Origin of the sequence: Tahibacter aquaticus, assembly GCF_004363655.1 — a bacterium.
Taxonomy (GTDB): Bacteria; Pseudomonadota; Gammaproteobacteria; order Xanthomonadales; family Rhodanobacteraceae; genus Tahibacter; species Tahibacter aquaticus.
This window is the reverse complement of sequence record NZ_SNZH01000005.1, coordinates 21,494-43,948: the sequence shown is the minus strand read 5'-3', so window position 1 is coordinate 43,948 and position 22,455 is coordinate 21,494. Positions and strand designations below refer to the sequence as shown.

The 22,455-nt window shown below is 65.0% G+C and carries 16 protein-coding genes and 1 pseudogene; 14 read left to right on the top strand and 3 right to left on the bottom strand.

Features of this window, described 5'->3' with window-relative positions; translation table 11 throughout:
* Window positions 1–59 precede the first annotated feature (59 nt).
* Together DFR29_RS09520 and DFR29_RS29985 are read left to right on the top strand one after the other, a co-directional pair.
* Entirely contained in the window at window positions 60–599 is a 540-nt protein-coding gene (locus DFR29_RS09520) for a hypothetical protein (RefSeq protein WP_133818361.1), read from the top strand.
* Window positions 600–742: 143 nt separating this feature from the next.
* Window positions 743–1,756: pseudogene (locus DFR29_RS29985) on the top strand (TIGR03118 family protein).
* Window positions 1,757–2,063: 307 nt separating this feature from the next.
* Here the strand turns inward: DFR29_RS29985 and DFR29_RS09505 are convergent.
* Complete coding sequence (locus DFR29_RS09505) at window positions 2,064–2,552, bottom strand: glycine zipper domain-containing protein (RefSeq protein WP_133818358.1); 489 nt, start codon at window positions 2,550–2,552, stop codon at window positions 2,064–2,066.
* Window positions 2,553–3,479: 927 nt separating this feature from the next.
* Window positions 3,480–4,403, bottom strand: a complete 924-nt coding sequence (locus DFR29_RS09500) for a hypothetical protein (RefSeq protein WP_208113552.1) — start codon at window positions 4,401–4,403, stop codon at window positions 3,480–3,482.
* A 974-nt stretch (window positions 4,404–5,377) separates the two neighbouring features.
* Here DFR29_RS09500 and DFR29_RS09495 point away from each other — a divergent pair.
* The 11 genes from DFR29_RS09495 to DFR29_RS09445 all read left to right on the top strand — a co-directional run bounded on the left by DFR29_RS09495 (window position 5,378) and on the right by DFR29_RS09445 (window position 20,227).
* The gene (locus DFR29_RS09495; protein ID WP_133818357.1) at window positions 5,378–7,096 is read left to right on the top strand and encodes an alpha-keto acid decarboxylase family protein; all 1,719 of its coding nucleotides are present in this window, start codon (window positions 5,378–5,380) and stop codon (window positions 7,094–7,096) included.
* Between the two features lie 64 nt (window positions 7,097–7,160).
* Window positions 7,161–9,140, top strand: coding sequence for a hypothetical protein (locus tag DFR29_RS09490; protein WP_133818356.1), 1,980 nt, complete (start codon window positions 7,161–7,163; stop codon window positions 9,138–9,140).
* 175 nt (window positions 9,141–9,315) lie between these two features.
* Window positions 9,316–10,110, top strand: coding sequence for a 4'-phosphopantetheinyl transferase family protein (locus tag DFR29_RS09485; RefSeq protein WP_133818355.1), 795 nt, complete (start codon window positions 9,316–9,318; stop codon window positions 10,108–10,110).
* Between the two features lie 305 nt (window positions 10,111–10,415).
* Complete coding sequence (locus DFR29_RS09480) at window positions 10,416–11,837, top strand: MATE family efflux transporter (RefSeq protein WP_133818354.1); 1,422 nt, start codon at window positions 10,416–10,418, stop codon at window positions 11,835–11,837.
* 22 nt (window positions 11,838–11,859) lie between these two features.
* Entirely contained in the window at window positions 11,860–13,362 is a 1,503-nt protein-coding gene (locus tag DFR29_RS09475; RefSeq protein ID WP_133818353.1) for an aldehyde dehydrogenase family protein, read from the top strand.
* A gap of 26 nt (window positions 13,363–13,388) precedes the next feature.
* Window positions 13,389–14,351 carry an acyltransferase domain-containing protein gene (locus DFR29_RS09470; RefSeq protein WP_208113551.1) on the top strand — a complete coding sequence of 321 codons (963 nt, stop codon included), beginning with the start codon at window positions 13,389–13,391 and terminating at the stop codon, window positions 14,349–14,351.
* Window positions 14,352–14,358: 7 nt separating this feature from the next.
* Window positions 14,359–15,120 (top strand): metallophosphoesterase, encoded by a 762-nt coding sequence (locus tag DFR29_RS09465; RefSeq protein ID WP_133818352.1) that lies wholly within the window; start codon window positions 14,359–14,361, stop codon window positions 15,118–15,120.
* A gap of 123 nt (window positions 15,121–15,243) precedes the next feature.
* Window positions 15,244–16,608, top strand: a complete 1,365-nt coding sequence (locus DFR29_RS09460; protein ID WP_133818351.1) for a sigma-54-dependent transcriptional regulator — start codon at window positions 15,244–15,246, stop codon at window positions 16,606–16,608.
* Window positions 16,605–17,963, top strand: coding sequence for a sensor histidine kinase (locus DFR29_RS09455; RefSeq protein ID WP_133818350.1), 1,359 nt, complete (start codon window positions 16,605–16,607; stop codon window positions 17,961–17,963). The genes DFR29_RS09460 and DFR29_RS09455 overlap by 4 nt, the downstream gene beginning before the upstream one ends.
* Before the next feature lie 196 nt (window positions 17,964–18,159).
* The gene (locus DFR29_RS09450) at window positions 18,160–19,380 is read left to right on the top strand and encodes a beta-ketoacyl synthase N-terminal-like domain-containing protein (protein ID WP_243746003.1); all 1,221 of its coding nucleotides are present in this window, start codon (window positions 18,160–18,162) and stop codon (window positions 19,378–19,380) included.
* Between the two features lie 46 nt (window positions 19,381–19,426).
* Window positions 19,427–20,227, top strand: a complete 801-nt coding sequence (locus tag DFR29_RS09445; protein ID WP_208113550.1) for an enoyl-CoA hydratase/isomerase — start codon at window positions 19,427–19,429, stop codon at window positions 20,225–20,227.
* A gap of 54 nt (window positions 20,228–20,281) precedes the next feature.
* Here the strand turns inward: DFR29_RS09445 and DFR29_RS09440 are convergent, their stop codons facing one another.
* Complete coding sequence (locus DFR29_RS09440; RefSeq protein ID WP_133818349.1) at window positions 20,282–21,577, bottom strand: cytochrome P450; 1,296 nt, start codon at window positions 21,575–21,577, stop codon at window positions 20,282–20,284.
* A gap of 530 nt (window positions 21,578–22,107) precedes the next feature.
* Between DFR29_RS09440 and DFR29_RS09435 the strand changes: the two genes are divergently transcribed.
* Entirely contained in the window at window positions 22,108–22,440 is a 333-nt protein-coding gene (locus DFR29_RS09435) for an acyl carrier protein (protein WP_133818348.1), read from the top strand.
* The last annotated feature ends 15 nt before the right edge of the window (window positions 22,441–22,455 follow it).

Below are 22,455 nucleotides of genomic sequence, written 5' to 3'. Positions count from 1 at the left end.
GGCCCGTGGGATTCGGCTGCCGCAACGGCGCAATCGGCTTGCCACAGAAGGGAGTTCAGATGGTCGACCGCAGCAACGGGCGGCGCCTGATCGCCTGCGCGATTGCCGTAATGCTTGCGCCGGCGGCGCAGGCGACGGAATCCATTTTTGCCAATACCTACCTGGTCGACACCCAGCCAGCCGGTGGCCACGAATGCGAACAGTGGCTGATCAACAAGCGCGGCAAGGCCGCGGGCGAATACAACGAGTGGTATCTGCGGTGCGAAGTGGAATTCGGCATTACCGACAAACTGCAGATTGCGCCGTATATCAATGTGCGCTACCAGAACGTCTACCGCAGCAGCGCCGACGGCCGCACCGAGGCCGAAAACGAAGCCCGCACCCTGTCCGGCGGCAAGCGCGAGCACCTGACCTGGTTCTTCGGCCCGACCCTGGCCTATGCCGACAAGAACTTCTTCGTCTCCGCCACCTGGGAACACCAGATGCCCTGGGCCAAGGTCTACGAAGCCGAATACCTGCCGGAAAAAGTCGGCGGACGCCTGTACGGCAACGAGCGCGAGCGCAACATCCTCACCTTCAAGTTCGGCATGCCGTTCTGACGTGCCCGTAGTATATAATATCAACTAATAAACTTTGTTGTATCGGTGGCGGCGTCCTCCTCGCCTTGCTGGTCGGCGCGGCCGCGGCCAATCCGATCACCGGCGGTTCCGGCAATCCGGGCAGTGCACTGACGTGCTACGAGGTGACGGTGCTGGTATCCAACAACGCGGTCTATCGGCCGCAGCTGGTCGACGAGCTGGTTGCCAATGCCTGGGGCATTTCGCTGCGCCCGGCCGGCCTGGGCGGCCACTGGTGGATCAACAATGCCGCCTCGGGCACGGTGACAGAATATGTCGGCGACGTCGGCACCACGCCGCTGTTCCAGGACGCGCTGAAAACCGTGCTGGTTGCCCAGTCGCCGTCGCTGCCGGATACGCCGGCCGAGCCGACAGGTATCGTATTCAGCGGCAGCGACACGGATTTCGTCGTCAGCCACGCTGGCCCGGTGTATACCGCGCCCAGTCGCTTCATCTTCTGCACCGCCAACGGCACCATTTCCGGCTGAGGCGAGCACCCCAACGGCGACGGCACCCTCACCCGTGCGCTGGAATCGGTAATGACCGTCGACAACGCCGAAGCCGGCGCGAGCTACTTCGGCTGCGCTGCGAGCGAAGCCGCCAGCGGCAATCGCCTTTACGCCGCCGACTTCGGCCGCAACGGCATCGACGTGTTCGACGCGAACTGGAATCCGATCGCGGTGGCCGGCGGCTTCGCCAATCCCTGCCTGCCGGCCGACTACTATCCGTGGAATATCCAGTACATCGACGGCTCGCTGTTCGTCGCCTATGCCAAGTACTCCGGCCTGCCGGGCGAGGAGCTGCACGGCAAGGGTTTCGGCCGCATCGCCGAATTCGACCTGGACGGCAATCTGATCAAGAACTGGGAAGACCTGGGCCTGCTGAACGCGCCCTGGGGCTTTGCCGTGGCGCCGGCGGATTTCGGCGACATGAGCGGCAAATGGCTGGTGTCGGATTTCGGCGACGGCCGCGTCACTGCCTTCGACCGCAGCAGCAAGAAAGCCACCGGCTACCTGCTCGGGCACAACGGCAAGCCGGTCTCGGTCGGTGGCATCTGTGGCATCTGGGGCATCGTATTCGGCAACGGCGCCAGCCTGGGCGAACACAATCACCTGTGCGCGCGCAGCTGGTCGAGGTGACGACTTCGCAAAGCGGCAACTTACGTGGTGCTACGCCAGCTGCCGGCGCTTCGCCCCGCCAACAGCGCAAGCCCGGCACACGGCGTGCCGGGCGATACGGTGGCGAAGACGGCTGCGGCACCGGTCGAGCTGCGTGTGACGCGCGAATAGCACCGCTGGTGCAAGGTGGCGAATCGTTGCCGTCCACGCAACCGGGTTTTCGTTTCCGCTCGAGCAAGCACTGCCCGCGCCAGCCCCGCCGCCTTCCGTGGCGGCGGGCTAGCCCTGGTACTAACTGGCGAAAGTGTCCCTGGCTGTATTGCGAAGGTCAGACCGCGCGGCGGCCGTCGAGGCGATACCAGGCGTCACGCACGGCTGGCTCGGCCCTGCTCCAGTCCAGGCCCGACATACCCGCGCGATGTGGCCAGCCGGCGGCGAGTTCCGGCGCTATCTCGTCCCATTCGCGGCCCGTGTACTGGGCGCGAGATTCCCAGCCATAGCGATACGCCGGTTCGTACTGCGGATACGGCTCGCCCGGCGCGACGTAGGGGCGTGTGGCGTAGTTGGCCTGCCAATACTGCGCTTCGGCGGTCGGGTCGATGGCTTCGGCCACGCCCTTGCCGGCAAGGCCGCCGATCACGGCACCGACGGCGGCGCCGACTGCCGTGCCGACAGGGCCGGCGACGGTACCGACAGCAGCGCCTGCTGCGGCGCCGCCCACGGCGGCACCGAGGCCAGTGCCCACGGGATGCGCGCCGGTGGCGCCGCTGAGTGGATCGAGATTGAGATCGGTCGAAACGGGCTTGGTGTTTGCCACGGTAGTTCTCCTGGTGGGTTGGAACAGCGGATGGGCTGTCGCAATCCACATGCCAAGCCTGCTGCGCGTGGTGACTTGCGTGAAAAGCCTGCAAAACAACGGGTTTTCGGTGCCGCATGCCGATCCGTCACAGGCAGCATGCCGCGCAGAACGCACGCCACGCGCACCCGGCCTCGCGGAATGCATGAACCTGCGCGCGGGCGCTTCTGTCGCGCAGCCATCGATAATGGAAATTGATGAATATGGACAATGCATGGGATGGACTGCGCCGGCGGACCGATGCAGTGCTCGGTCAGCCGCCTGCCTGCCTGACGCACCAGCCACAGGTTCAGAAGGCGTTGCGGGAAACGCGGCCGGAATGCAAGCGCTTTGACGGTACCGGGACGCGATCCGCGTCGATCTGGACGAGGCGCTGGTGCGGGTTGCGTCGCGGGTTGCTGCGAAACACGGTTCAGCGGGACGGTGCAGTCATCCGACCCCCGCGGCAGGGCCTGGCATGGCGACGCATCCAGCGGCTGGAATCGTTGAACAGAGTGAACACGGCCAGCCTCGCCACGACCCACTGGACCAGCAGAAGTCCGGCGGCAGACAGCAAACGACCGCTGCAGCCGCAGCGGTCGTTCGGAAAGCCGTGTGAACGCAGTGTGGATTTTTTCGGCTGCGGCTCGCTTGGACACTACAGGCAGCCAGCGCTCGCCGGGCAAGAACCGGCTACCGGCTGGCACGCGGGGATGCGCCGCCTGGGAGCCGGCGAACAGGGCAGGGCAGGGCAGCGAACAGCCTGCCCTGCCCGGTACATCAACGCACGAACAGGGCGATCAGAATCACGATGGGCAGCGGCACACCGAGCAGAAGCAGCAAAATGGATCGCATTGGATTCTCCAATAAGACAATAAGCAAGGAATTACATGAATCGAGGCGCTGGGCTCAGTCGATCAGGTCGCGCCGCTTGCCGCCCCAGGTTGCCGCATAGCTGGCGAAGAACGCACCGCCCAGCAGCGAAATGAACAGCCACAGCGCCCCCCAGGCCGTGGCCTTGCGCGCCTTGTCGGCGGCATCCTTGGCCGTGGCGATGCCTTGTTCCCATTGCGCATATGCCCTGCGCACGCGCGCTTCGCCTTCGGCCGCGCTCAGGCCGGTGCGGTTGGCGACCACCTGGCCGAGATAGCGCGTGTCTTCCGCGTTGAGCGAGCCCGCGCGCACCGCGTTGACGAAGATGCGGGCCGATTCGGCATTGGCATGGCCCGGCGGTTCGTTCGGCACGGGTCCGGCAGCGGCGGGCGCATTCGGTCCGGGGCGAAACAAGCTGTCGAGCAGATAGGCCTGGTTGTTGTCCGGCCTGCCGGCGACATCTGCCGCCATCGCAGCGGCGGCGCCGCTACCGCCGGCGACCGCGGCAGCCCCGATTTTCGCGCCGCCGCTGGCAATGGCGCCGATAGCGGAAACGAACAGCGCCGCGGTGGCGAGCGTGGCGACCGACCAGGCCAGAAAGCCATGTGCAGTATCACGGAAATACACTTCGTCGCTGTGCGTGTTCAGCCAACGCGTGCGCAGGCGACCCGCGAGATAGCCACCCAGCGCTGCTGCGGCGATCTGGGTCAGGGTGATCCATACGATGGAGCCCACGCCCAGCGCCTCGACGCTGGCGCCGCTGCCGGCCCAGGGCGAGATGGACGACATGCCCAGGCCGAAGCCGAGAAAGGCGAGGATCAGCGACAGCGATGCGGCGCCGGCGGCACCGGCCAGTACGGCGCCCCAGGAGACCGCGCCGGGGTTCGCAATTGCCGGCAGTTGCCCACGCTCGGCCAGGCGCGGTGCGTAAGGTGCAGTTTCGGTTAGCGGCTGTTGCATGCGGAATTCCTTGTCTCGCCAAGCCGACACGGCGTCGGGCTACGGGCGTGGCAAACGCATCGCAGGTTCCGTGCCGAAGCCACTTTGGCGTCAGAGCGCGCCGTGTGGCGCGCGGCGTCGCGCAATTCGCACGGAAGCGCACGGTCATCCTTGCGTTGGACACGCCGGGCTGCCGCTGGCCGGGCGTCGAGAACGGAATCGTGGCGACGGCCTGCCGGTCGTCTGACTGTGGCCGGTTCCGCACGCTGGCCTTGAGGCAGTATCGAGCCGCCCTTGGCCACCCCGTCTCGGGTGTGACGCCAGGCAAACGGGCTGGGCGCGAGTGGCGACTAGCCCGCGCTTTCGGTGGCGGTCCGGGTTGGGAGTGCTTCGCTATTCCTGCCGGATCGCTCCGGCCCGGTTCCGGCGCAGGCACCGATCAGTGCGACCAGCAGCACGCTGAACAGCAGGGCGAGCACCGACCGCAGCGTCCAGCGACAACCCACACGCCACGGAATATTTAGTGCCGTCTTCTCTATGAGCCTGCGTTCAAGTGGCAGCAGGGGGCGTCCCAGCCTGTCCACGGCGCTTGCCGGCAGGCTGTCCTCATTGCTGCTGTCGAACCCTTGGCGATGAATTTACTCACGTTTCCACTTTATTGCTGTTTGTGCAATTTCCAGCGGCTCTGCGGCGCGCTTTTCGCAGGCGATTGCTGACAGGAATTCTGCCGAAAATGCGCTAGTACCAGACAGCAGGGGCGAACGATGCAATGCCTCGGCCTGGGGTGAGATGCCAGCTCACGGCAGGAATGCGAGGGGATCGATGTGTCTATGAATAAAATGCCTTCAAATACAACTGCTACTAAGTCCTAGGGCATTTTTTGGATACCTATACGTGTGCAACCAAGCCGGCGCCGGCCGGTCGCCGGCAGTTCAGTGGGAGCTGCCGCCCCGCCTCCGACGAACTTCGAATTCCTGTTTGCCAAGGACCGCACCATGACCAGCACGCCATTCACCGTCGCCGACTATCTGTTGACGCGGCTGAAGCAGTTGAACGTGACCGAGGTGTTCCAGATCCCCGGCGACTACGTCAAGCATTTCACCCAGGCGCTGGAGCATTTCGACGGTGTGAGCGCCGTCGGTGCCATGAATGAGCTGGATGCGGGCTATGCCGCCGACGCCTACGGACGCACACGCGGCCTGGGCGCCATCTCGCTGCAGTACGGCGTCAGCACCTTCAGCGCGCTCAACGCGGTTGCCGGCGCCTATGTGGAACGCAGCCCGGTGGTGGTGATCAGCGCCTGTCCCGGCGCCGATGCCCGGCAGATCGGTTCCATGTACGGCGTGCTGTACCACCATTCCACCGGCAATCTGAATGCCGACCAGGAGGTGTATTCGCACGTGACCGTGGCGGCGGAAACCTTGTCCACCTCGGTCGGTGCTGCCGGCAGGATCGACGCCTTGCTGGTCGCCGCGCTGACTCACCGGCGACCGGTGTATATCGCCTGCTACAAGGAGGTGTGGGGCGAACCCTGTCCGCGTCCGCACGCGCAGCCGCTGCGTGCCCAGGTGCCGCACAGCGAGGCGCTGGCACTGGAAAACGCCGTGCAGATGGCCTGGACGCAGATCACTGCAGCGAAGAAACCGCTGATCTTCGCCGGGGTCGAGGTGCTGCGCTTCGGCCTGTCCGACCTGCTGCAGGAACTGATCGACGCCAGCGGCATGCTCTACACCACGACCAGCCTGGGCAAGACCGTGCTGGACGAACAGGGCGGCAAGTTCATCGGCACGTATTCGGATGCCGCATCGATCGCCAGCGTGCGCGAACAGGTGCGCGAGGCCGACTGCTTCCTGACCCTGGGCACCATCATCACGGACGACTACCTCTGGTTCGTCGAGAACAAGTACGCCCAGATGGTGCTGGCCACCAGCGAGGAAATCCGCGTCGGCTATTTCAAGTACAGCGGCGTGACCATGAAGGATTTCATGCAGGCGCTGCTGGCGCGGTTCAGGCACGCCAGGCCGGCCTATCCGCTGGACTGCGTGGCGCCGCCGCAGCCGCAGTATCCCGATCCCTGGGCCGCCAATTCCGACCCGAAATATAACCACGACCCGCAGACGCTGACCTATAACCGCTTTTTCCAGCACGCCATGAAGTTCCTGCACGAGCACAAGTTGCTCGACCAGATCGTGATGACCTACGGCGTCAGCTCGGCCATGTACGTGGCGACCAATGCCTACGGCCTGGCGCAGAACAGCTATCTCTGCTCGGCGGCTTGGCAATGCATCGGTTTCGAGACCGGCGCGGCCAGCGGCGCCCAGCTCGGCAGCGGCAAGCGCGCCTGGGCGCTGGCGGGCGACGGCGGCTTCATGATGGTCTGCCAGTCGCTGTCGACGCTGGCGCGCAACAAGCTCAACGCGGTGATCTTCGTGATGAGCAACGCGGTGTATGCCATCGAGCAGGTCTACGTCGACATCACCTCGTTCGAGCCCGGGCCCGAGCACCGATTCGACACCTTCGACCTGCTGCCACAATGGGACTACCTCGCCCTGGCCAAGGCCTATGGCGCGCGCGGCTTCCGCGTGACGACGGTGGACGAACTCAATCACACCTTGCATGCCTTGCAGTCGCTGCATGACCAGCCGGCTCTGGTGGAAGTGGTGATTCCGCAGAAAGACCTGCCACGGCAGATGTATCGCCTCGGCGTCGAATAGCTGGCCGAAGTCCCGGCTGCACGTTTGCAGAAAACCCTGTCCACCGGCTTGCAAGGAAAATCCCGTGACTGCCAAGACCTATTCCATCTTCGGTGCCGGCGCCGCCGGTCTGTATACCGCCTGGCGCCTGCTCACCGGCGAGGCCAAGGATGCTGCCAGCCGCAGCCGGCTGCTGAAAAAGGGCGACACCCTGGAGCTGTTCGACTGGGGCCAGTACGATTTCTCCAGGCGCCACCCCGGCACGCGCGCGGCGGGCGCGCGGGTATGCACCTGGCATTACCAGGACGATCCGAAGAATTCCTACCTGGAACTCGGCGGCATGCGCTATTCCGCCTGGGACGGCACGGCACAAGGGCAGGGCCACCGGCTGGTCACCACGGTGATCGCCCAGCTTGGCCTGGACAAGGATTCGGTGCCGTTCAACGAATCCACCAATCCACTCTTCTACTTGCGCGCGAAGAATATGTTTCTCAACGACATATCCTCGTCCAACCCGGCGCCGTACAACGTCGACCAGTATGGGGCGTCGGCCCAGCCCGACAACGGCTTCTCGATCGTGGAAAACCTGGCCGTGACCAGCGACTCGGGGCCGCAGACGCGGCGCCAGTGGTGCGAGTTCTTCCAGAGCGGGCGCATCAATGTCGAGGTTTCCGATAGCTCGGTATTCAAGAAAGGCGACCTGCTCAAGGACATCGGCTACTGGAACCTGATGTTCGACCAGCTCGGCGGCGAAGGTTTCACCTATACCGCCGACGGCAATGGCTATACCTCCAACGTGATCAACTGGAACACCGCGGTGGCGATGAATGCCAACAACGAGTTCACGCCCGGCAACGAATACAAGACCCTGACCCACGGCTATTCCAGCATGTTCAACGCGCTGTTCGATGCAGTCGAGGCGGCGGCGAAGTCCCGCGGCGTAAAGCTTGCCTACCAGCCGAATACGCGCCTGCATTCCATCCTGCATATCGACGGCAAGGTGCATTACACGCTCGCGACGCGGGCGCAGCCGAACAAGGCCAGCGCCAGCTGCACTACCGACGCTGCCTGGATGGCCATGCCGCCGGCCGCGCTGGACCTGGTTGCCCAGGCCACGCGCTATATCGAGCATGCCGGCGTCGATGTGCTCAACCACGAGAAGGTGCAGCTGTTCCTGCAGGCAGCCGTATTGCAGCCTTCCTACAAGGTCGGCATGTTCTTCGACGAGCCCTGGTGGCTGACCCAGGCCAGTTATGCGCCGCAACTGACCGGCTATGAAATCACCGAGGATGTGCTGCGCGCGCTGGCGAAGCAGAGGTTCCCGGCGGCCTGGCTCAAGGACATCAGGAAGAGCAAGGCGCTCCTGGAGCAGCCCTTCGCCAGCGCGGCGGCGTTCGTGCAGGCCGTGCAGCTATGTATCGAAGAGCGCCTGAGCGTAGTGCAGGAACAGCAGCTGCTGCAGGCGGCCGAGCGCAATACCATAGGCCCGAGCGTGACCGACCTGCCGATACGCCAGGTGGTCTACTTCGGCCACAATGCGCCTGATGCAAAATCCAAAAAAGTATACGGGTTGCTGGCCAGCTACGACGACGAGACCTTCACCAGCTTCTGGCACGAACTGGAGATCGGCGTCGACGGCCAGCGCAAGATACCCGACTCGGCCAATCTGCAGACCCTGGTCGGCCCGCGCAAGGCACCGCCTGTCATGGTGAAGATGCTGCGCAAGCAGCTGGCGTCGGTGCACTTCGGCCCGCAGGCCGACTACAGCGCCGTGCCCGAGCCGCTGGAGACGGCCTACATGGACTGGTCGCTGCCGCCGTTCAATGCCGGTTACCACGCCTGGGCGGCGCACTACAACGTCTGCGAGGTGCAGCAGAAGATCCGCAAGCCGTCGCAACTGGTCGATGGCGCCGACGCGAATATCTTCATCGTCGGCGAAGCCTTCTCCAACGACCAGGCCTGGGTGGAAGGCGCTTACTGCACGGCCGAGTCGGTGCTGAACGATTTCTTCGGCATCAAGCCGATCATCGACGACGCGGACTATCCGTTCATCTGTCCGTGCTGAGGCACTGAGCCGCCGCAGTCTTGGCGAGTACCCGCGGCAAACCAGGCCCTGCGGCGCGATCTGCCGCAGGGCGCCGCTCTGCGAGGCAGGGCGGCGGCAGCGCGGTCGATCGCGATGACTTGTCCGCGGCGCGCAGGCCGGTATATTGCGCGACCGGAGCGGAACGGCGGTTGTCATGATTGCGGATCTTTCGGCCACCAGCGACGGCGTCGACGTCTGGCTGGCGTTCTATAACGAGATCGACGATACGGCGCTGCTCGACCGCTTCGCCGGCCTGCTCAGTGTCGAGGAATGCCGGCAGGAGGCGCGTTTCCGTTTCGCCGACGATCGCAAGCGCTATCGGGTCACGCGCGCACTGCTGCGCACGGCGCTGTCGCGCTACGCGCCGGTGGCGCCGCTGGACTGGACCTTCGCGACCAACGCCTACGGCTGTCCGCGCATTGCCGAGGCGCATGGCGCAGCGGCGGGTATTTCCTTCAACCTGTCACATACGCGAGGTCTTATAGCGCTGGCGGTCACGCGGGGACTGGCTGTCGGTATCGATGTGGAGAACCTCGTCGTGCGCCAGGTGTCGACCGGCATTGCCGAGCGATTTTTCGCCCCGGCCGAAGTCGACGAGCTGGCCTCGGTCGCCACGGCGCAGCAGCAGGACCGCTTCTTCGAGTACTGGACTTTCAAGGAGTCCTACATCAAGGCGCGCGGCATGGGGCTGTCGATACCGCTGGACAAATTCAGTTTCCGCTTTCCGCACGCAGCGGCCGTGCAACTGGCCGTGCAGCCGGAGCTGGACGACGATGCCGCACGCTGGAACTTCGTCCAGTACCGGCCGACGCCGGACTACCTGCTAGCACTGTGTGTCGAACGCGCGCAGCAGCAGCCTGCATTGCCGCGCGTGACCCTGCGCAAGGTCGTGCCTACCTGCAGCCTGCAGGCTGTCGAGCTGCCGGCGCTCAAGACGAGCGCCCTGTGATGGATGCATCGAACGGCCAGCTGCGCGGTCCACTGGACTCGCTGCGCCGCGGCGCCATGCACAGTCGTTCTGATCGTGCATTGCAGACCGCCACCTTGTAGCAAGCAGCAGTATTGCCAAAGTATCGATTCATACCAACTCACCTTGCCAAATTGTAGGCAATAGACGATAAACTCCGCGGTTGCGGGGGAAGTCCGTTTTCTACGTGTACACCGGGGTTTGCGGGTACTCGCGCTGCGCTGCATCTGGCGGACCTGCCTGGCGGGTTCATCCATCGTTCGACTCGCGTTGCGCAAGAGGAAATCATGTCGTCCAAAGCGACCGATCTGGCCGCGGCTGCCCCGCTGTCCTGGTGGCGGGTTGTCATTCTTGCGCTGCAGGGCCGGCGCCATGACTACACCACCGAATCGCTCAATCGTGCCGTGCTGCTGCTGGCCGTGCCGATGGTGCTGGAAATGTTCGCCGAGTCGGTGTTCGCCGTGGTGGATACCTTCTGGGTATCGCGGCTGGGCAGCGAAGCAGTAGCTGTCGTCGGCCTCACCGAAGCGGTGATGAGCCTGATCTACGCGGTCGCCATCGGCATGAGCTTCGCTGCGACGGCGATTGTCGCGCGCTATGTCGGCCGTACCGGTTCGACGAGGGCGGCGGCACAGGTAGCCGGGCAGGTGATCGTTGCCGGCATCGTCGCTTCGACGGTCGTCGGCATGGTGCTGTGCTATTTCGCGCCCGACATCCTGCGCATTCTTGGTGGCGACCGTGTCGCCGAACTGGGCACGGGTTTCGCCCGCGTGATGTTCGCCGGCAACCTCACCGTGTTCCTGATGTTCCTCATCAACGCGATCTTCCGCGGCGCCGGCGACCCCGCCATCGCCATGCGCGCGTTGTGGCTGGCCAACGGCATCAACATGGTGCTGGCGCCCTGCCTGATCTTCGGCTGGGGACCGTTCCCCGACATGGGCGTGACCGGCGCGGCGCTCGCCACCACGATCAGCCGCGGCATCGGCGTGCTCTACCAGCTGTGGCACCTGTGCGGTTCGCGCTCGCTGATCGGCGTAGGCCTGCGTCATCTCAAGCCCGTGGCGGCGGAGATCCGCCTGATCGCCGTGACGGCGTCCAGCGGCATTGCGCAGATGGTGGTCAGTACCACCAGCGGCATCGGTCTTTTCAGTATTGCGGCGCTGTCGGGCACGGCGGCATTGGCCGGCTGTGCGATCGCGCTGCGCGTGGTGCAGTTCTTCCTGATGCCCGCCCTGGGCCTGGCGCATGCAGGAGCGACCCTGGTCGGGCAGAACCTCGGCGCCGGCAATCCGGAGCGTGCCGCCGCCGCGGTGTGGATCGCAGCGCGCTACAACATGATGTTTCTGGGCTCCATCGGCGTGCTGCTGTTCGTGCTGGCACCCTGGGTGGTCACGCTGTTCAGCACCGATCCGCTGGTGATCGTGGAAGCGTCGAACGCGCTGCGCATCGTCGCCATCGCGTTTCCTTACTACGCGGTAGGCATGTGCCTGCAGGCGGCGTTCAACGGGTCCGGCGATACCTGGACCGCAGCGCGCCTGAATTTCCTCTGCTTCTGGGTGGTGCAGGTGCCGCTGGCCTGGCTGCTGGCGGTGGTGCTGGACCTGGGCGCGATCGGCGTCTATCTGTCGGTGCCGGTCGCTTTCGGCCTGTTGACCGGGCTGGCCGCGGTGCTGTTCCTGCGCGGGCGCTGGAAGAAACACGAGCTTTGACTTTGTCAATAAGTGAACAATCATGAATGCCACTACTGCGATCGCGCCGCAACGTCCGGCCCTGTCGGCGGCCAGCGCCGGGTTCCTGCAGCGCCCCAAACAGCTGCTGATCAACAACCGCTGGACGGACGCCCAGTCCGGCGCGCGCATTCCGGTCGAGAATCCGGCGCTGGGCGAGGTGATCGTCGAGGTCGCCGCGGCGGGTGCTGCCGACGTGGAGCTGGCCGTCGCCGCGGCGCGCACGGCCTTCAAGCGCTGGTCGACGCAGCAGCCGTCGATGCGTGCGCGCCTGCTGTTCAAGCTGGCTGACCTGCTGGAGCGCCACGCCGGCGAATTCGCCGAGCTGGAATCGCTGGACGTGGGCAAGCCGCTGATGATCACGCGCATGCTCGACGTGCCGTTTACCGTCGACGCTATTCGCTACAACGCCGGCTGGGCCACCAAGCTCACCGGCGAGACCTTCGACCTGGCCTGTGCGCCGACGCCGTTCCAGGCCTTCAGCCTGCGCCAGCCGGTCGGTGTGGTCGCGGGCATAGTGCCGTGGAATTTTCCCTTGTTGCAGATGGCGATGAAGGTGTCTGCCGCGCTCGCCGCGGGCTGCGTGATCGTGCTCAAGCCGTCGGAACTCACGCCGCTGAGTGCTTTGCGGCTGGGCGAGCTGGCCCTGGAAGCCGGCTTCCCGCCGGGCGTGCTGCAGATCCTCACTGGCCTGGGCAGCGAAGCCGGCGCAGCGCTGGTGCGGCATCCGGGTGTGGACAAGATTTCGTTCACTGGGTCCACCGCAGTCGGACGCGACATCGTGCGCAGCTGTGCCGAGGACTTCAAGCGCGTCACGGTCGAGCTTGGCGGCAAGTCGCCGAACATCATCTTTGCCGACGCCGACCTGGAACAGGCCATCGCCGGCTCGGCCGCCGCGGCGTTCTTCAACGCCGGCCAGGTCTGCTATGCGGGTACGCGCCTGTACGTGCAGGACTCGGTCTACGACACGGTCGTCGCCGGCCTGGCCGAGGCCATGGCGAACTACGTGATCGGCGATCCCTTCGATGCGGAAACCCAGCTCGGGCCGCTGGTTTCGGCGCGGCAGCGCGAGCGGGTCGAAGGCTATGTGGACGAAGGCGTGCGCGCCGGTGCGGAGATCGTCGCTGGCGGTCGCCGCGTCGACCGCCAGGGGTATTTCGTTGAACCGACCCTGCTGGCCAAGACCGATCCCGCCATGCGCGTGATCCAGGAAGAGATCTTCGGCCCGGTCGTCTGCGTGGTGCCGTTCAAGAATTTCGCCGATGTGGTGGCGCAGGCCAACGGCACGCGCTACGGCCTGGCAGCTGGCGTCTGGTCGCGCGACGTGAAGAACGCGCATCGCGCGGCGCGCGCGATCCATGCCGGCACGGTCTGGGTCAACTGCTACCACGTGGTCGATCCCAACATGCCGTTCGGCGGCTGGCGCGAATCGGGCTGGGGACGCGAGTTCGGGCGTGCCGGCGTGGAGTCGTTCACCGAACTGAAATCCGTTGCGCTGAAGTTGTAGGCGCGGGCACGGCACGGAGAGCTGCAGTGAGGAAAACGGTGTTCCTGTTCTCCGGACAGGGATCGCAGCATTTCCAGATGGCGCGCGCGCTGTTCGAGCATGACCTGCGCTTCCGCGCCGAGATGAGCCGTCTCGATACCATGGTGGGCGATCTGGCCGGGCACTCGGTGATCGCGGCGCTGTACGACGACGCAAACGAAAAATCCAGGCCGTTCGATGCGCTGGAGCTGAGCCATCCGGCGATCTTCATGGTCGAGTACGCACTGGCGCAGACGCTGATCGCTGCCGGTATCAGGCCCGATCTGTGCCTGGGTACCAGCCTGGGCTCGTTCGCCGCCGCGGCGGTGGCGGGTTTCATCGATGTGGAGCAGGCGCTGGCGGCGGTCATCCAGCAGGCAGCTGCGCTGGAAGCCTGTTGCGAGGCGGGAACGATGATCGCGGTGCTGGCCGATACTGCGGTTTTCGAGCGCGAGCGGCTGCATGAGCTGGCCGAACTGGCGGCGATCAATTTCGCCGCGCACTTCGTGGTCGCTGCGCCGCGCGAGCGCGTCGCCGAGCTGGAAGGCCGGCTCAAGGCGGGCCAGATCGCGTTTCAGCGCCTGCCGGTCGCGTTCGCCTTCCACTCGCGCTGGATCGACGCGGCGCAGGCGCCGTTCGCATCATTCGCGCAGTCCTTGCGTAGCGGCGCAGGCAGGTTGCCGCTGATCTGCTGCGACCAGGCGGCTGTGCTGCAGGCGCTGCCCGGCGACTTCTTCTGGCAGGTGGTGCGCCGGCCGATCCGCTTCGGTGCCGCGGTGGCCATGCTCGAACGCGAGCACAGCGGCGACTACATCGACCTGGGGCCGTCGGGCACGCTGGCCACCTTCCTGCGCTATCTGCTGCCAGCAGAACGCAAGCCGGCCATCCACGCGGTGCTGAGTCCGTTCGGCAACGATCAGGCGCGTCTTGCCGCGCTGGTCGCGGGCTGGCCGCGGCCGGCAACTGGCTGAACCGGCCGTGCGCGTCTTTGCCCTGTCGGACATCCACGTCGACTACGACGGCAATTCCGCCTGGGTGGCCGGCGTTTCCCGCGCCGACTATCGCGACGATGTGCTGATTCTGGCCGGCGACGTGGCCGGTACCCTGTCGCGCCTGCAGCTGTGCGTGGAGGCGTTCGCACAGCGTTTCGCCCGCGTGCTGTTCGTGCCGGGCAACCACGATCTGTGGGTGATCCGCGAAGCGCAGCGCATGGACTCGCTGGAAAAATTCGAGCGGGTGGCCGCGGCGGTCGAAGCCTGCGGCGCTTCCCTGCAGCCGTTCACTGCCGGCGCTCTGTCGATCGTGCCGCTGCAGGGCTGGTACGACGATTCGTTCGGCGAGCCCGACGAACAGCTCAAGGCAGTGTGGATGGACTATCGTGCCTGCCGCTGGCCCGCGGGCTGGCAGACGCGCGATATCGCCGCACACTTCCTGCGCATGAATACGGCGCTGAGCGTACCGCCGGCGAACCGCGTGATCACGTTCTCGCACTACCTGCCGCGCATCGACCTGATGCCGTCGTATATCCCGCCGGAACACCGGCTGATATTTCCGGTACTGGGCAGCAGCACGCTCGACGCGCAGTTGCGCCGGCTCGGCTCGGTGCTGCATATCTATGGCCATAGCCACGTCAACCGCGAAGTCGTCATCGACGGCGTGACCTATATCAACAACGCCTTCGGCTATCCGTCCGAGACGCGCATCAGCGCGAAGCAGCTGCGCTGCGTATACGCCGACTAGGCGGACAGGGCAGGGCGGCACTATCGTCCGGACCGCCGCCGGGCCGCTGCTATACTCCCGCGGCTGCCGCGGCACCAGCCGCAGACGGCGGCCGCTGGCGCACGACGCGATGGAAAGCACGCGATGACCATACTGATAGTCGACGACGACGAAAGCATACTGACCACGCTGCGCGTCCTGCTCAAAAGCGAAGGCATGAGCTGCATTGCCTGCCGATCGCCGGCCGAGGCCGTCGCGGCGGCGCGGCGCGAGGCCTGCCAGCTGGCGCTGGTGGATCTGAACTATGTGGAAGATACGACTTCCGGCAAGGAAGGCCTGGCGCTCATCGCCAGCCTGCGCGAAGTGATCGAAGACCTGCCGATCATCGCCATGACCGGCTGGGGCACGATCGGCATCGCGGTCGAGGCGATGCAGCGCGGCGCGGTGGATTTCGTCGAGAAGCCGTGGGAGAACAACCGGCTGCTGTCGACCATCCGCACCCAGCTGGCGCTGCGCGCGGCACAGGGCCGCGAACGCAAGCTCACGGCGGAAAACGCGCTGCTGCGCCAGCAGGGCAGCGGCGGCAAACTGATCTCGCGTTCGGCGGAAATGGACCAGCTGCTGTCGATGGCGCGGCGCGTTGCGCAAAGCGCGATGCCGATCCTCATCACTGGCGAGAACGGTACCGGCAAAAGCCTGCTGGCGAGCTATATCCATCAGCATTCCAGCCGCGCGACGGCGCCGTTCATCAGCGTCAACATGGGCGCGATCTCGGAATCGACCTTCGAGAGCGAAATGTTCGGTCACACCAAGGGCGCCTATACCGATGCCAAGAGCGAGCGCGTCGGCCGCGTCGAACTGGCTGACCAGGGCACCTTGTTCCTCGACGAAATCGCCAATCTGCCGCTGACCCAGCAGGCCAAGATCCTGCGCCTGCTGGAAGAGCGCAGTTACGAAAAGCTCGGCAGTTCGTTCACCAAGCACGCCAGCGTGCGCTTCATTTCCGCGACCAACGCCAACCTCGACAGCCTGGTGGCGGAACGCAATTTCCGCCAGGACCTGCTGTACCGGCTGAATGGCGTGACCTTGAACATGCCGGCGCTGCGCCAGCGCCGCGAAGACATCCTGTTGCTGGCCGAAGGTTTCCTGCAGCGTGCCTGCCAGCACTACAACTCGCCGGCGCGGGCATTTTCCGCCGGCGCGCGTGCAGCGCTGGAAAACTACGCCTGGCCGGGCAACATCCGCGAATTGCAGCACGTGGTCGAGCGTTCGGTGCTGCTGGCGCAGCAGGCGCAGATAGGCGAGCACGACCTGCAGCTGGATACGCGCGCTGCGCCCGTGCAGAGCACCGACGACGAATTCGACGGCATGACCCTGCGCCATGCCGAGGTGGCGCTGATCCGGCGTTCGCTGGCGCGGCACGACGGCAATGCCGCGGTCGCTGCGAAAGAGCTGGGCATCAGCCGTTCTGCGCTGTACCGGCGCCTGGGCAAGCGGGAACCGGTGTGATCCAGGGCGCGCGCTCGCGCAGCACGCCGCCGCGACGGCGGCTGTCGGCGAGCGTGAGAGTGCTGTTGTGGATCGCCAGCTGCGCCATTCCGCCGGCGCTGCTCTGGCTGCTCGCGGTGCAGGACGCGCTGTCGCCACTGCGGGTGGAAGGCCTGGCCCTGCTCGGCATCGTCTGGATACTCATCGTCGCCGTTGCGGTGCGCGCCGGCGTGCTGCGCCGCGTGCGTGCGCTGAGCAATCTGGTAGAAGCGGCGCACGCGCAGGATTTCAGCATCAAGGCCGCGCATGCGCGGGAGTCGGGCGAACTGGGCGAACTGTATCGCCAGCTCAATGTGCTGATCGGCGACCTGGAAGCGGGCCGGCATACCGAGCAGGAACTGCTCGGCATGCTGCAGAAAGTCGTCGACCAGATCAGCGTGGCGATCGTCGCCTGCGATGCGTACGACCGCATCCGCCTGGTCAATCCGCTGGCCGCGCAACTGCTGCGCGTGCCGCCCGAGCAGCTGATCGGCACCGACTACGCCGCCACGCCGCTGGCGGCGATTCCGTTCTCGGCCGAGCCGCGCGTGGTCGATTTCCGTTTTCCCGGTGCCGAAAGCCGCTGGCAGGTCAGCCAGCAGTTCTACCGGCGCCAGGGCCGGCCCAGCCGCATCGTGTTCGTCGTCGATCTGCGCCTGGCGCTGGCGGAAGAGGAAATCCTGGTCTGGCAGCGCCTGATCCGCGTGATCAGCCATGAGGTGAACAATTCGCTGACGCCGATCATGTCGCTGTGCCAGACCCTGGAGAACGTGGTCGCCCGCGGCGATGCCGCGCAGCAGATGGACATCATGCGCGACGGGCTGGACGTGATCTCGCAGCGCGCGAAAGGGCTGAAGGAATTCATTTCGGTATATGCGCGCATCGCGCGGCTGCCCGAGCCGCAGAAAGTCGTATTCCCGGCGGCGCGGCTGCTGCAACGCGTGCTGGCCATGTTTCCGGGCGGTGCGGTCGAACGCGTCGGCAGCGAGCCGCAGGCGAACCTGTTCGGCGATCCGGTGCATCTTGAGCAGGCGCTGATCAATCTGGTCAAGAATGCGGTCGAAGCCAACGACGGCCATGCCGTGCCGGTGCAGTTCGGCTGCCGCGTCGTCGATGGCAATGCCGAGTTCGAGATCGTCGACAACGGCGCTGGCATCCGCAACCTGGGCAATCTTTTTGTACCTTTTTATACAACAAAGCCCGGCGGCGCCGGTGTGGGGCTGGTGCTGTGCCGCAAGATCGCCGCCAAGCACCACGGCCAGGTCAGCCTGGAAAACCGCGGTGACGCACCGGGTGCGGTAGCACGGCTTAGCGTGCCGCTGTCCCGGGACGCTTAGGCAGCACCAGCGGCAAGCCAGTGCGCAGGGAGAAGGTGCCGCAGCCGTGTGGCTAGTTCCGGTGCGAATACGACGATCTGCACAAACTGCCAAATCCACAGGTCTGCGTTCTTGCACAGGCCACGGCCTTGCCCGCAAACTCACGTGCTTTGCCGCGAGCGACATGCGCCGTGGCACTATCGGGATGGAGCGCGCGATGGCTACGAACCTGGTTGTCACCGGCATCGGCGTGGTATCGGCCATAGGACAGGGCAAGCAGGATTTCACGGCCGCACTGCTGGCGGGACGCAGCGCCTTCGGCGTGATGCAGCGGCCCGGCCGCCGGCGCGACGACGTGCCGCTGATCGGCGCCGAAATCGCTGCGCTCGCGGTGCCGGAGGCAATTCCGCGGCAACTGTTGCGCACTGCCTCGCTGTCGGCAACAGCGGCCTTGACGGTAGTGCAGGAGGCCTGGGACGAAGCCGACCTCGGCCAGCTCGATCCGCAGCGCATCGGCCTGATCGTCGGCGGTTCCAATGTGCAGCAGCGCGAGCTGGTCAACCTGCACGACAGCTATCGCGAGCGCATCGCGTTCCTGCGGCCTACCTATGCCTTGTCCTTCATGGATTCCGACCTGTGCGGATTCTGCACGGCGCATTTCGGCATACAGGGGCTGGCCTATACCGTCGGTGGTGCCTCTGCCAGCGGCCAGCTCGCGGTGATCCAGGCGGCTCAGGCCGTGCTGTCGGGCCAGGTCGATGCCTGCATCGCCGTTGGCGCGCTGATGGATCTGTCGTACTGGGAATGCCAGGGCTTTCGTGCCATCGGCGCGATGGGCTCGGACCGCTTCGCGGCGACGCCGGAGCTGGCCTGCCGTCCCTTCGATCGCGATCATGATGGTTTCATCTACGGCGAATGCTCCGGTGCGGTGGTGATCGAATCGCTGCAATCCAGCCGGCGCCGCGCCGCAGCACCGTATGCGACGCTGGCCGGCTGGGGGCTGGCGATGGATGGCAACCGCAATCCGGATCCGTCGCTGCTCGGCGAAACGCGCGCGATCCGCGCGGCGCTGGCGCACGCCGACTGCGCAGCGGCGGCGATCGACTATGTCAATCCGCATGGCACCGGCTCCATCGTCGGCGACGAAACCGAAGTGCGCGCGCTGCGCGAATGCGGCCTGGCGCACGCGCATCTGAACGCGACCAAGTCGCTGGTCGGGCACGGCCTCAGCGCCGCCGGCGCCGTCGAGATCATTGCAACCTTGTTGCAAATGCGCGCAGGCCGGCTGCATCCGACGCGCAATCTGGACAATCCCATCGATCCTGGCCTGCACTGGGTGGATGCGGCAGGCGCTGCGCACCAGATCGAAAACGCACTGAGCCTGAGCATGGGATTCGGCGGCATGAATACCGCGCTGTGCTGGCAGTCTTGTCCGTGAGCCGGCGACGCCGCGCCGCCATTCGCCCAAGCAGGAGCTTCATTGCATGAACATGTCAGTTACTGCGTCCAGCGCCGACTTCGCGCACCTGGAAACCCTCAAGGTGCGCATCGAGGAATCGGTCTGCTATCTGCAGTTCCACCGGCCCGAAGCGAACAACGCGATCAGCGCGCAGCTGGTTGCGGAATGCTCCCAGGTGCTCGATGCCTGCGAGCCTGCAGTCAGTATCGTCGTGCTCAGCGGCCTGCCGGACGTGTTCTGCTTCGGTGCCGATTTCAAGGAAGTGACCGCCGGTTGCGCGCCGGTGCATGCGGCCTACGAAGGGCCGGGGCCGATGTACGACCTGTGGCTGAGACTCGCCACCGGGCCGTTCGTGGTGATCTCGTACGTGCGCGGCAAGGCCAATGCCGGCGGCCTGGGTTTCATCGGCGCCAGCGATATCGTGCTGGCCGACGAGTCGGCCCAGTTCAGCCTGTCCGAGCTGCTGTTCGGCCTGTATCCGGCCTGCGTGCTGCCGTTCCTGATGCGTCGCATCGGTTTCCAGAAAGCGCACTATCTCACGTTGAACGCGCAGGCGATCACGGCGAAGAACGCGCTGGACTGGGGTCTGGTCGATGCCTGCGAAGCGCAGGGCGAACCCTTGTTGCGGCGTCATGTGATGCGCCTGCGGCGCCTGTCGCGCACGGCGCTGGCGCGCTACAAAAGCTATGCCAGCCAATTGGGCCCGCCGTTGGCGGCGGGCCGCGATGCGGCAGTCGCCGGCAATCTGGAAGTGTTCACGGATGAACAAAACCTGCGTGCGATCGCACGATACGTGCAGGACGGGCTGTTTCCCTGGGAACAATGACGGCACCGACGCCGCGCCCCGGGCATTGCGGCCGCGGCGCGTTCGCGCGTCGTATCAGGCCGCTTCGAAACGGATCGGCAGGGACTTGAGTCCGCCGACGAAGACCGCTTTCGAGTGGCTGGCATTGCCGGCTGACGACAGCGACTTGATGCGCGGCAGCAGTTCCTCGAAGAACACGCGCATTTCCATGCGCGCCAGATGCTGGCCCAGGCACATGTGGCCGCCGAAACCGAAGGCGAGTTGCTTGTTCGGCGTGCGGTCGATGCGGAAACGGAATGGGTCGGCGAAGACATCTTCGTCGCGGTCGCCGGATAAATAGCACAGCATCAGCCAGTCGCCTTCGCGGATGTCCTGGTCGCGCATCCGGTAGTCGGAGGACGCAGTGCGCATGAAATGGCGCACCGGGCTGGTCCAGCGTATCGCTTCCTCGACCAGGCCCGGAATCAGTTCCGGGTTGGCTTTCACCTTGGCCAGTTCTTCCGGGTATTCGCACAGCGCCGAGATCGCGCCCGCTGTCGATGCGCTGACCGTGTCGTGGCCGGCGGTCGCCACCAGCGAGTAATACGACATCGCCTCGAAGCTGCCGATGGGGGCGCCATCGATACTGCCGTTGGCGATGACGGAGGCGAGATCGTCGCGCGGGTTCTCGCGACGGTCGCGCGTGATCACGTCGAAATACTTGAAGAAGGTTTCCACCGCGCCACTGAGGCCCATCAAGGCCTGCTCGGCGGTCTGCTTGGCCTTGCCGCTGCTGTTCTGGTCTTCATCGAGATTGCCGAAGACCTGCTTGGTCAGTTTCAGCATCAGCGGCTCGTCTTCGACCGGCACGCCGAGGATCTGCATGATCACGTGCAGCGGATAGTGCACGGCGACATCCGTGACGAAGTCGCATTCGTTGCCCTGCGCCAGCATGCGGTCGATGAACTCGCGGGCGATGCCGCGAATGGCATCTTCGCGCCGCGCCAGGTTCGATGCCATGAACCAGCTGCTGGTCAGCGCGCGGTACTTGCGGTGATCCGGGTCGTCCATGTGCGCGAGGGTGCGCGCCAGATGCGGACTGCCGTCGCGCAGGTAGCGCACCATCGCGTCGGTGTACTGGTCGGTCAGGATGGTGGCGCGGTCGCCGTTGCGGAAGACCTTGTTGTTCTTGCTGACTTCGAGGATGTCTGCGTGCTTGGTCACAACCCAGAACGGATCGAAGTCACGCGACTTCGCCACGCCCAGCGGCATGTGCTCGCGCAGCCAGGTATAGGCATCGGTAATGCGTTGCGAATCGGCATACGCACTGGGGTCAATCAGAGTTGCGGTGATCTCGCTCGGAAGGGTAGGGGCAAGCGTTGCCGTTTCCATTGCTGACCATTTTGTCATTGAGCAAGATTGAACAGTCTAGCATTGGGTAATGCATTGACAAGGCGCGGAGTGTGCCCGATTGCGCTTGACATCGGCGACGGTTGCTGGTTGCGCGCAGCCGTTTCGGCGGCCGGACTTCTGATTCAGCTTCGTCAAGATTTTGCGGCTATCGGACAGCGCCTCAAGTGCGGCAGGCATGACACCGGGGTCAAATGTGATGCACTTCGCATCGGTAAGGGCACTGTCACGCAAGCTGTATACCTTTCACCAATGCGCCGGCACACCCAACATGAAAAATCTTTATTTCAAGCTTTTCGTGAGCCTTTTTGATGCCTCGTCGATTTGCCGGTCTCGGCCATTCGACGTCGCGCTGTCTTGCTTGACCTTAAAGGACATTAAGTGATATCCATACAATTCCGGATCGTCCAAGTGGAACATCTTGAACAGTTCACAGTGTGACAAGGGGCGTGCTCAGCGCCCTGTCCGGAACCAGGCATAACGTCGTACCAGGGAATTTAGGGGGATAGGGGATGATTGACCGCGATTTGCTGCAGGAACTGACCGAGACTTACCTCAGAGGTGTGGTGCTTGAGTCGTTCGAAGCTGCCGAACCACCGCTGGACCCGGCAGAACACCCATTCGATTCGTTCACGCCGTTCCGCGAGTTCGGCATCGACTCTTTTCTGGTCCTGAAAATCCTGCGCCGCCTCGAGAAAGACTTCGGCACGCTGCCCAAGACCCTCCTGTTCGAGAACTTCAATATCTGCGACCTGGCGAACTACTTCGCCGACAAGCACGTACAGACTCTGTCGCAGCTCTTCGCAGAGCAACTGCAAGAAGCAAGCGCGCCTGCCTTGCCCTGAAGTTCGTCACGTTTT

Excerpts from the sequence above, each read along its gene's own strand:
- DFR29_RS09450 (WP_243746003.1), top strand. The coding sequence starts at position 18,160 with ATGGCTACGAACCTGGTTGTCACCGGCATCGGCGTGGTATCGGCCATA.
- DFR29_RS09460 (WP_133818351.1), top strand. The coding sequence starts at position 15,244 with ATGACCATACTGATAGTCGACGACGACGAAAGCATACTGACCACGCTG.
- DFR29_RS09480 (WP_133818354.1), top strand. The coding sequence starts at position 10,416 with ATGTCGTCCAAAGCGACCGATCTGGCCGCGGCTGCCCCGCTGTCCTGG.
- DFR29_RS09500 (WP_208113552.1), bottom strand. The coding sequence starts at position 4,403 with ATGCAACAGCCGCTAACCGAAACTGCACCTTACGCACCGCGCCTGGCC.
- DFR29_RS09520 (WP_133818361.1), top strand. The coding sequence starts at position 60 with ATGGTCGACCGCAGCAACGGGCGGCGCCTGATCGCCTGCGCGATTGCC.
- DFR29_RS09475 (WP_133818353.1), top strand. The coding sequence starts at position 11,860 with ATGAATGCCACTACTGCGATCGCGCCGCAACGTCCGGCCCTGTCGGCG.
- DFR29_RS09435 (WP_133818348.1), top strand. The coding sequence starts at position 22,108 with ATGATTGACCGCGATTTGCTGCAGGAACTGACCGAGACTTACCTCAGA.
- DFR29_RS09445 (WP_208113550.1), top strand. The coding sequence starts at position 19,427 with ATGAACATGTCAGTTACTGCGTCCAGCGCCGACTTCGCGCACCTGGAA.
- DFR29_RS09485 (WP_133818355.1), top strand. The coding sequence starts at position 9,316 with ATGATTGCGGATCTTTCGGCCACCAGCGACGGCGTCGACGTCTGGCTG.
- DFR29_RS09495 (WP_133818357.1), top strand. The coding sequence starts at position 5,378 with ATGACCAGCACGCCATTCACCGTCGCCGACTATCTGTTGACGCGGCTG.
- DFR29_RS09440 (WP_133818349.1), bottom strand. The coding sequence starts at position 21,577 with ATGGAAACGGCAACGCTTGCCCCTACCCTTCCGAGCGAGATCACCGCA.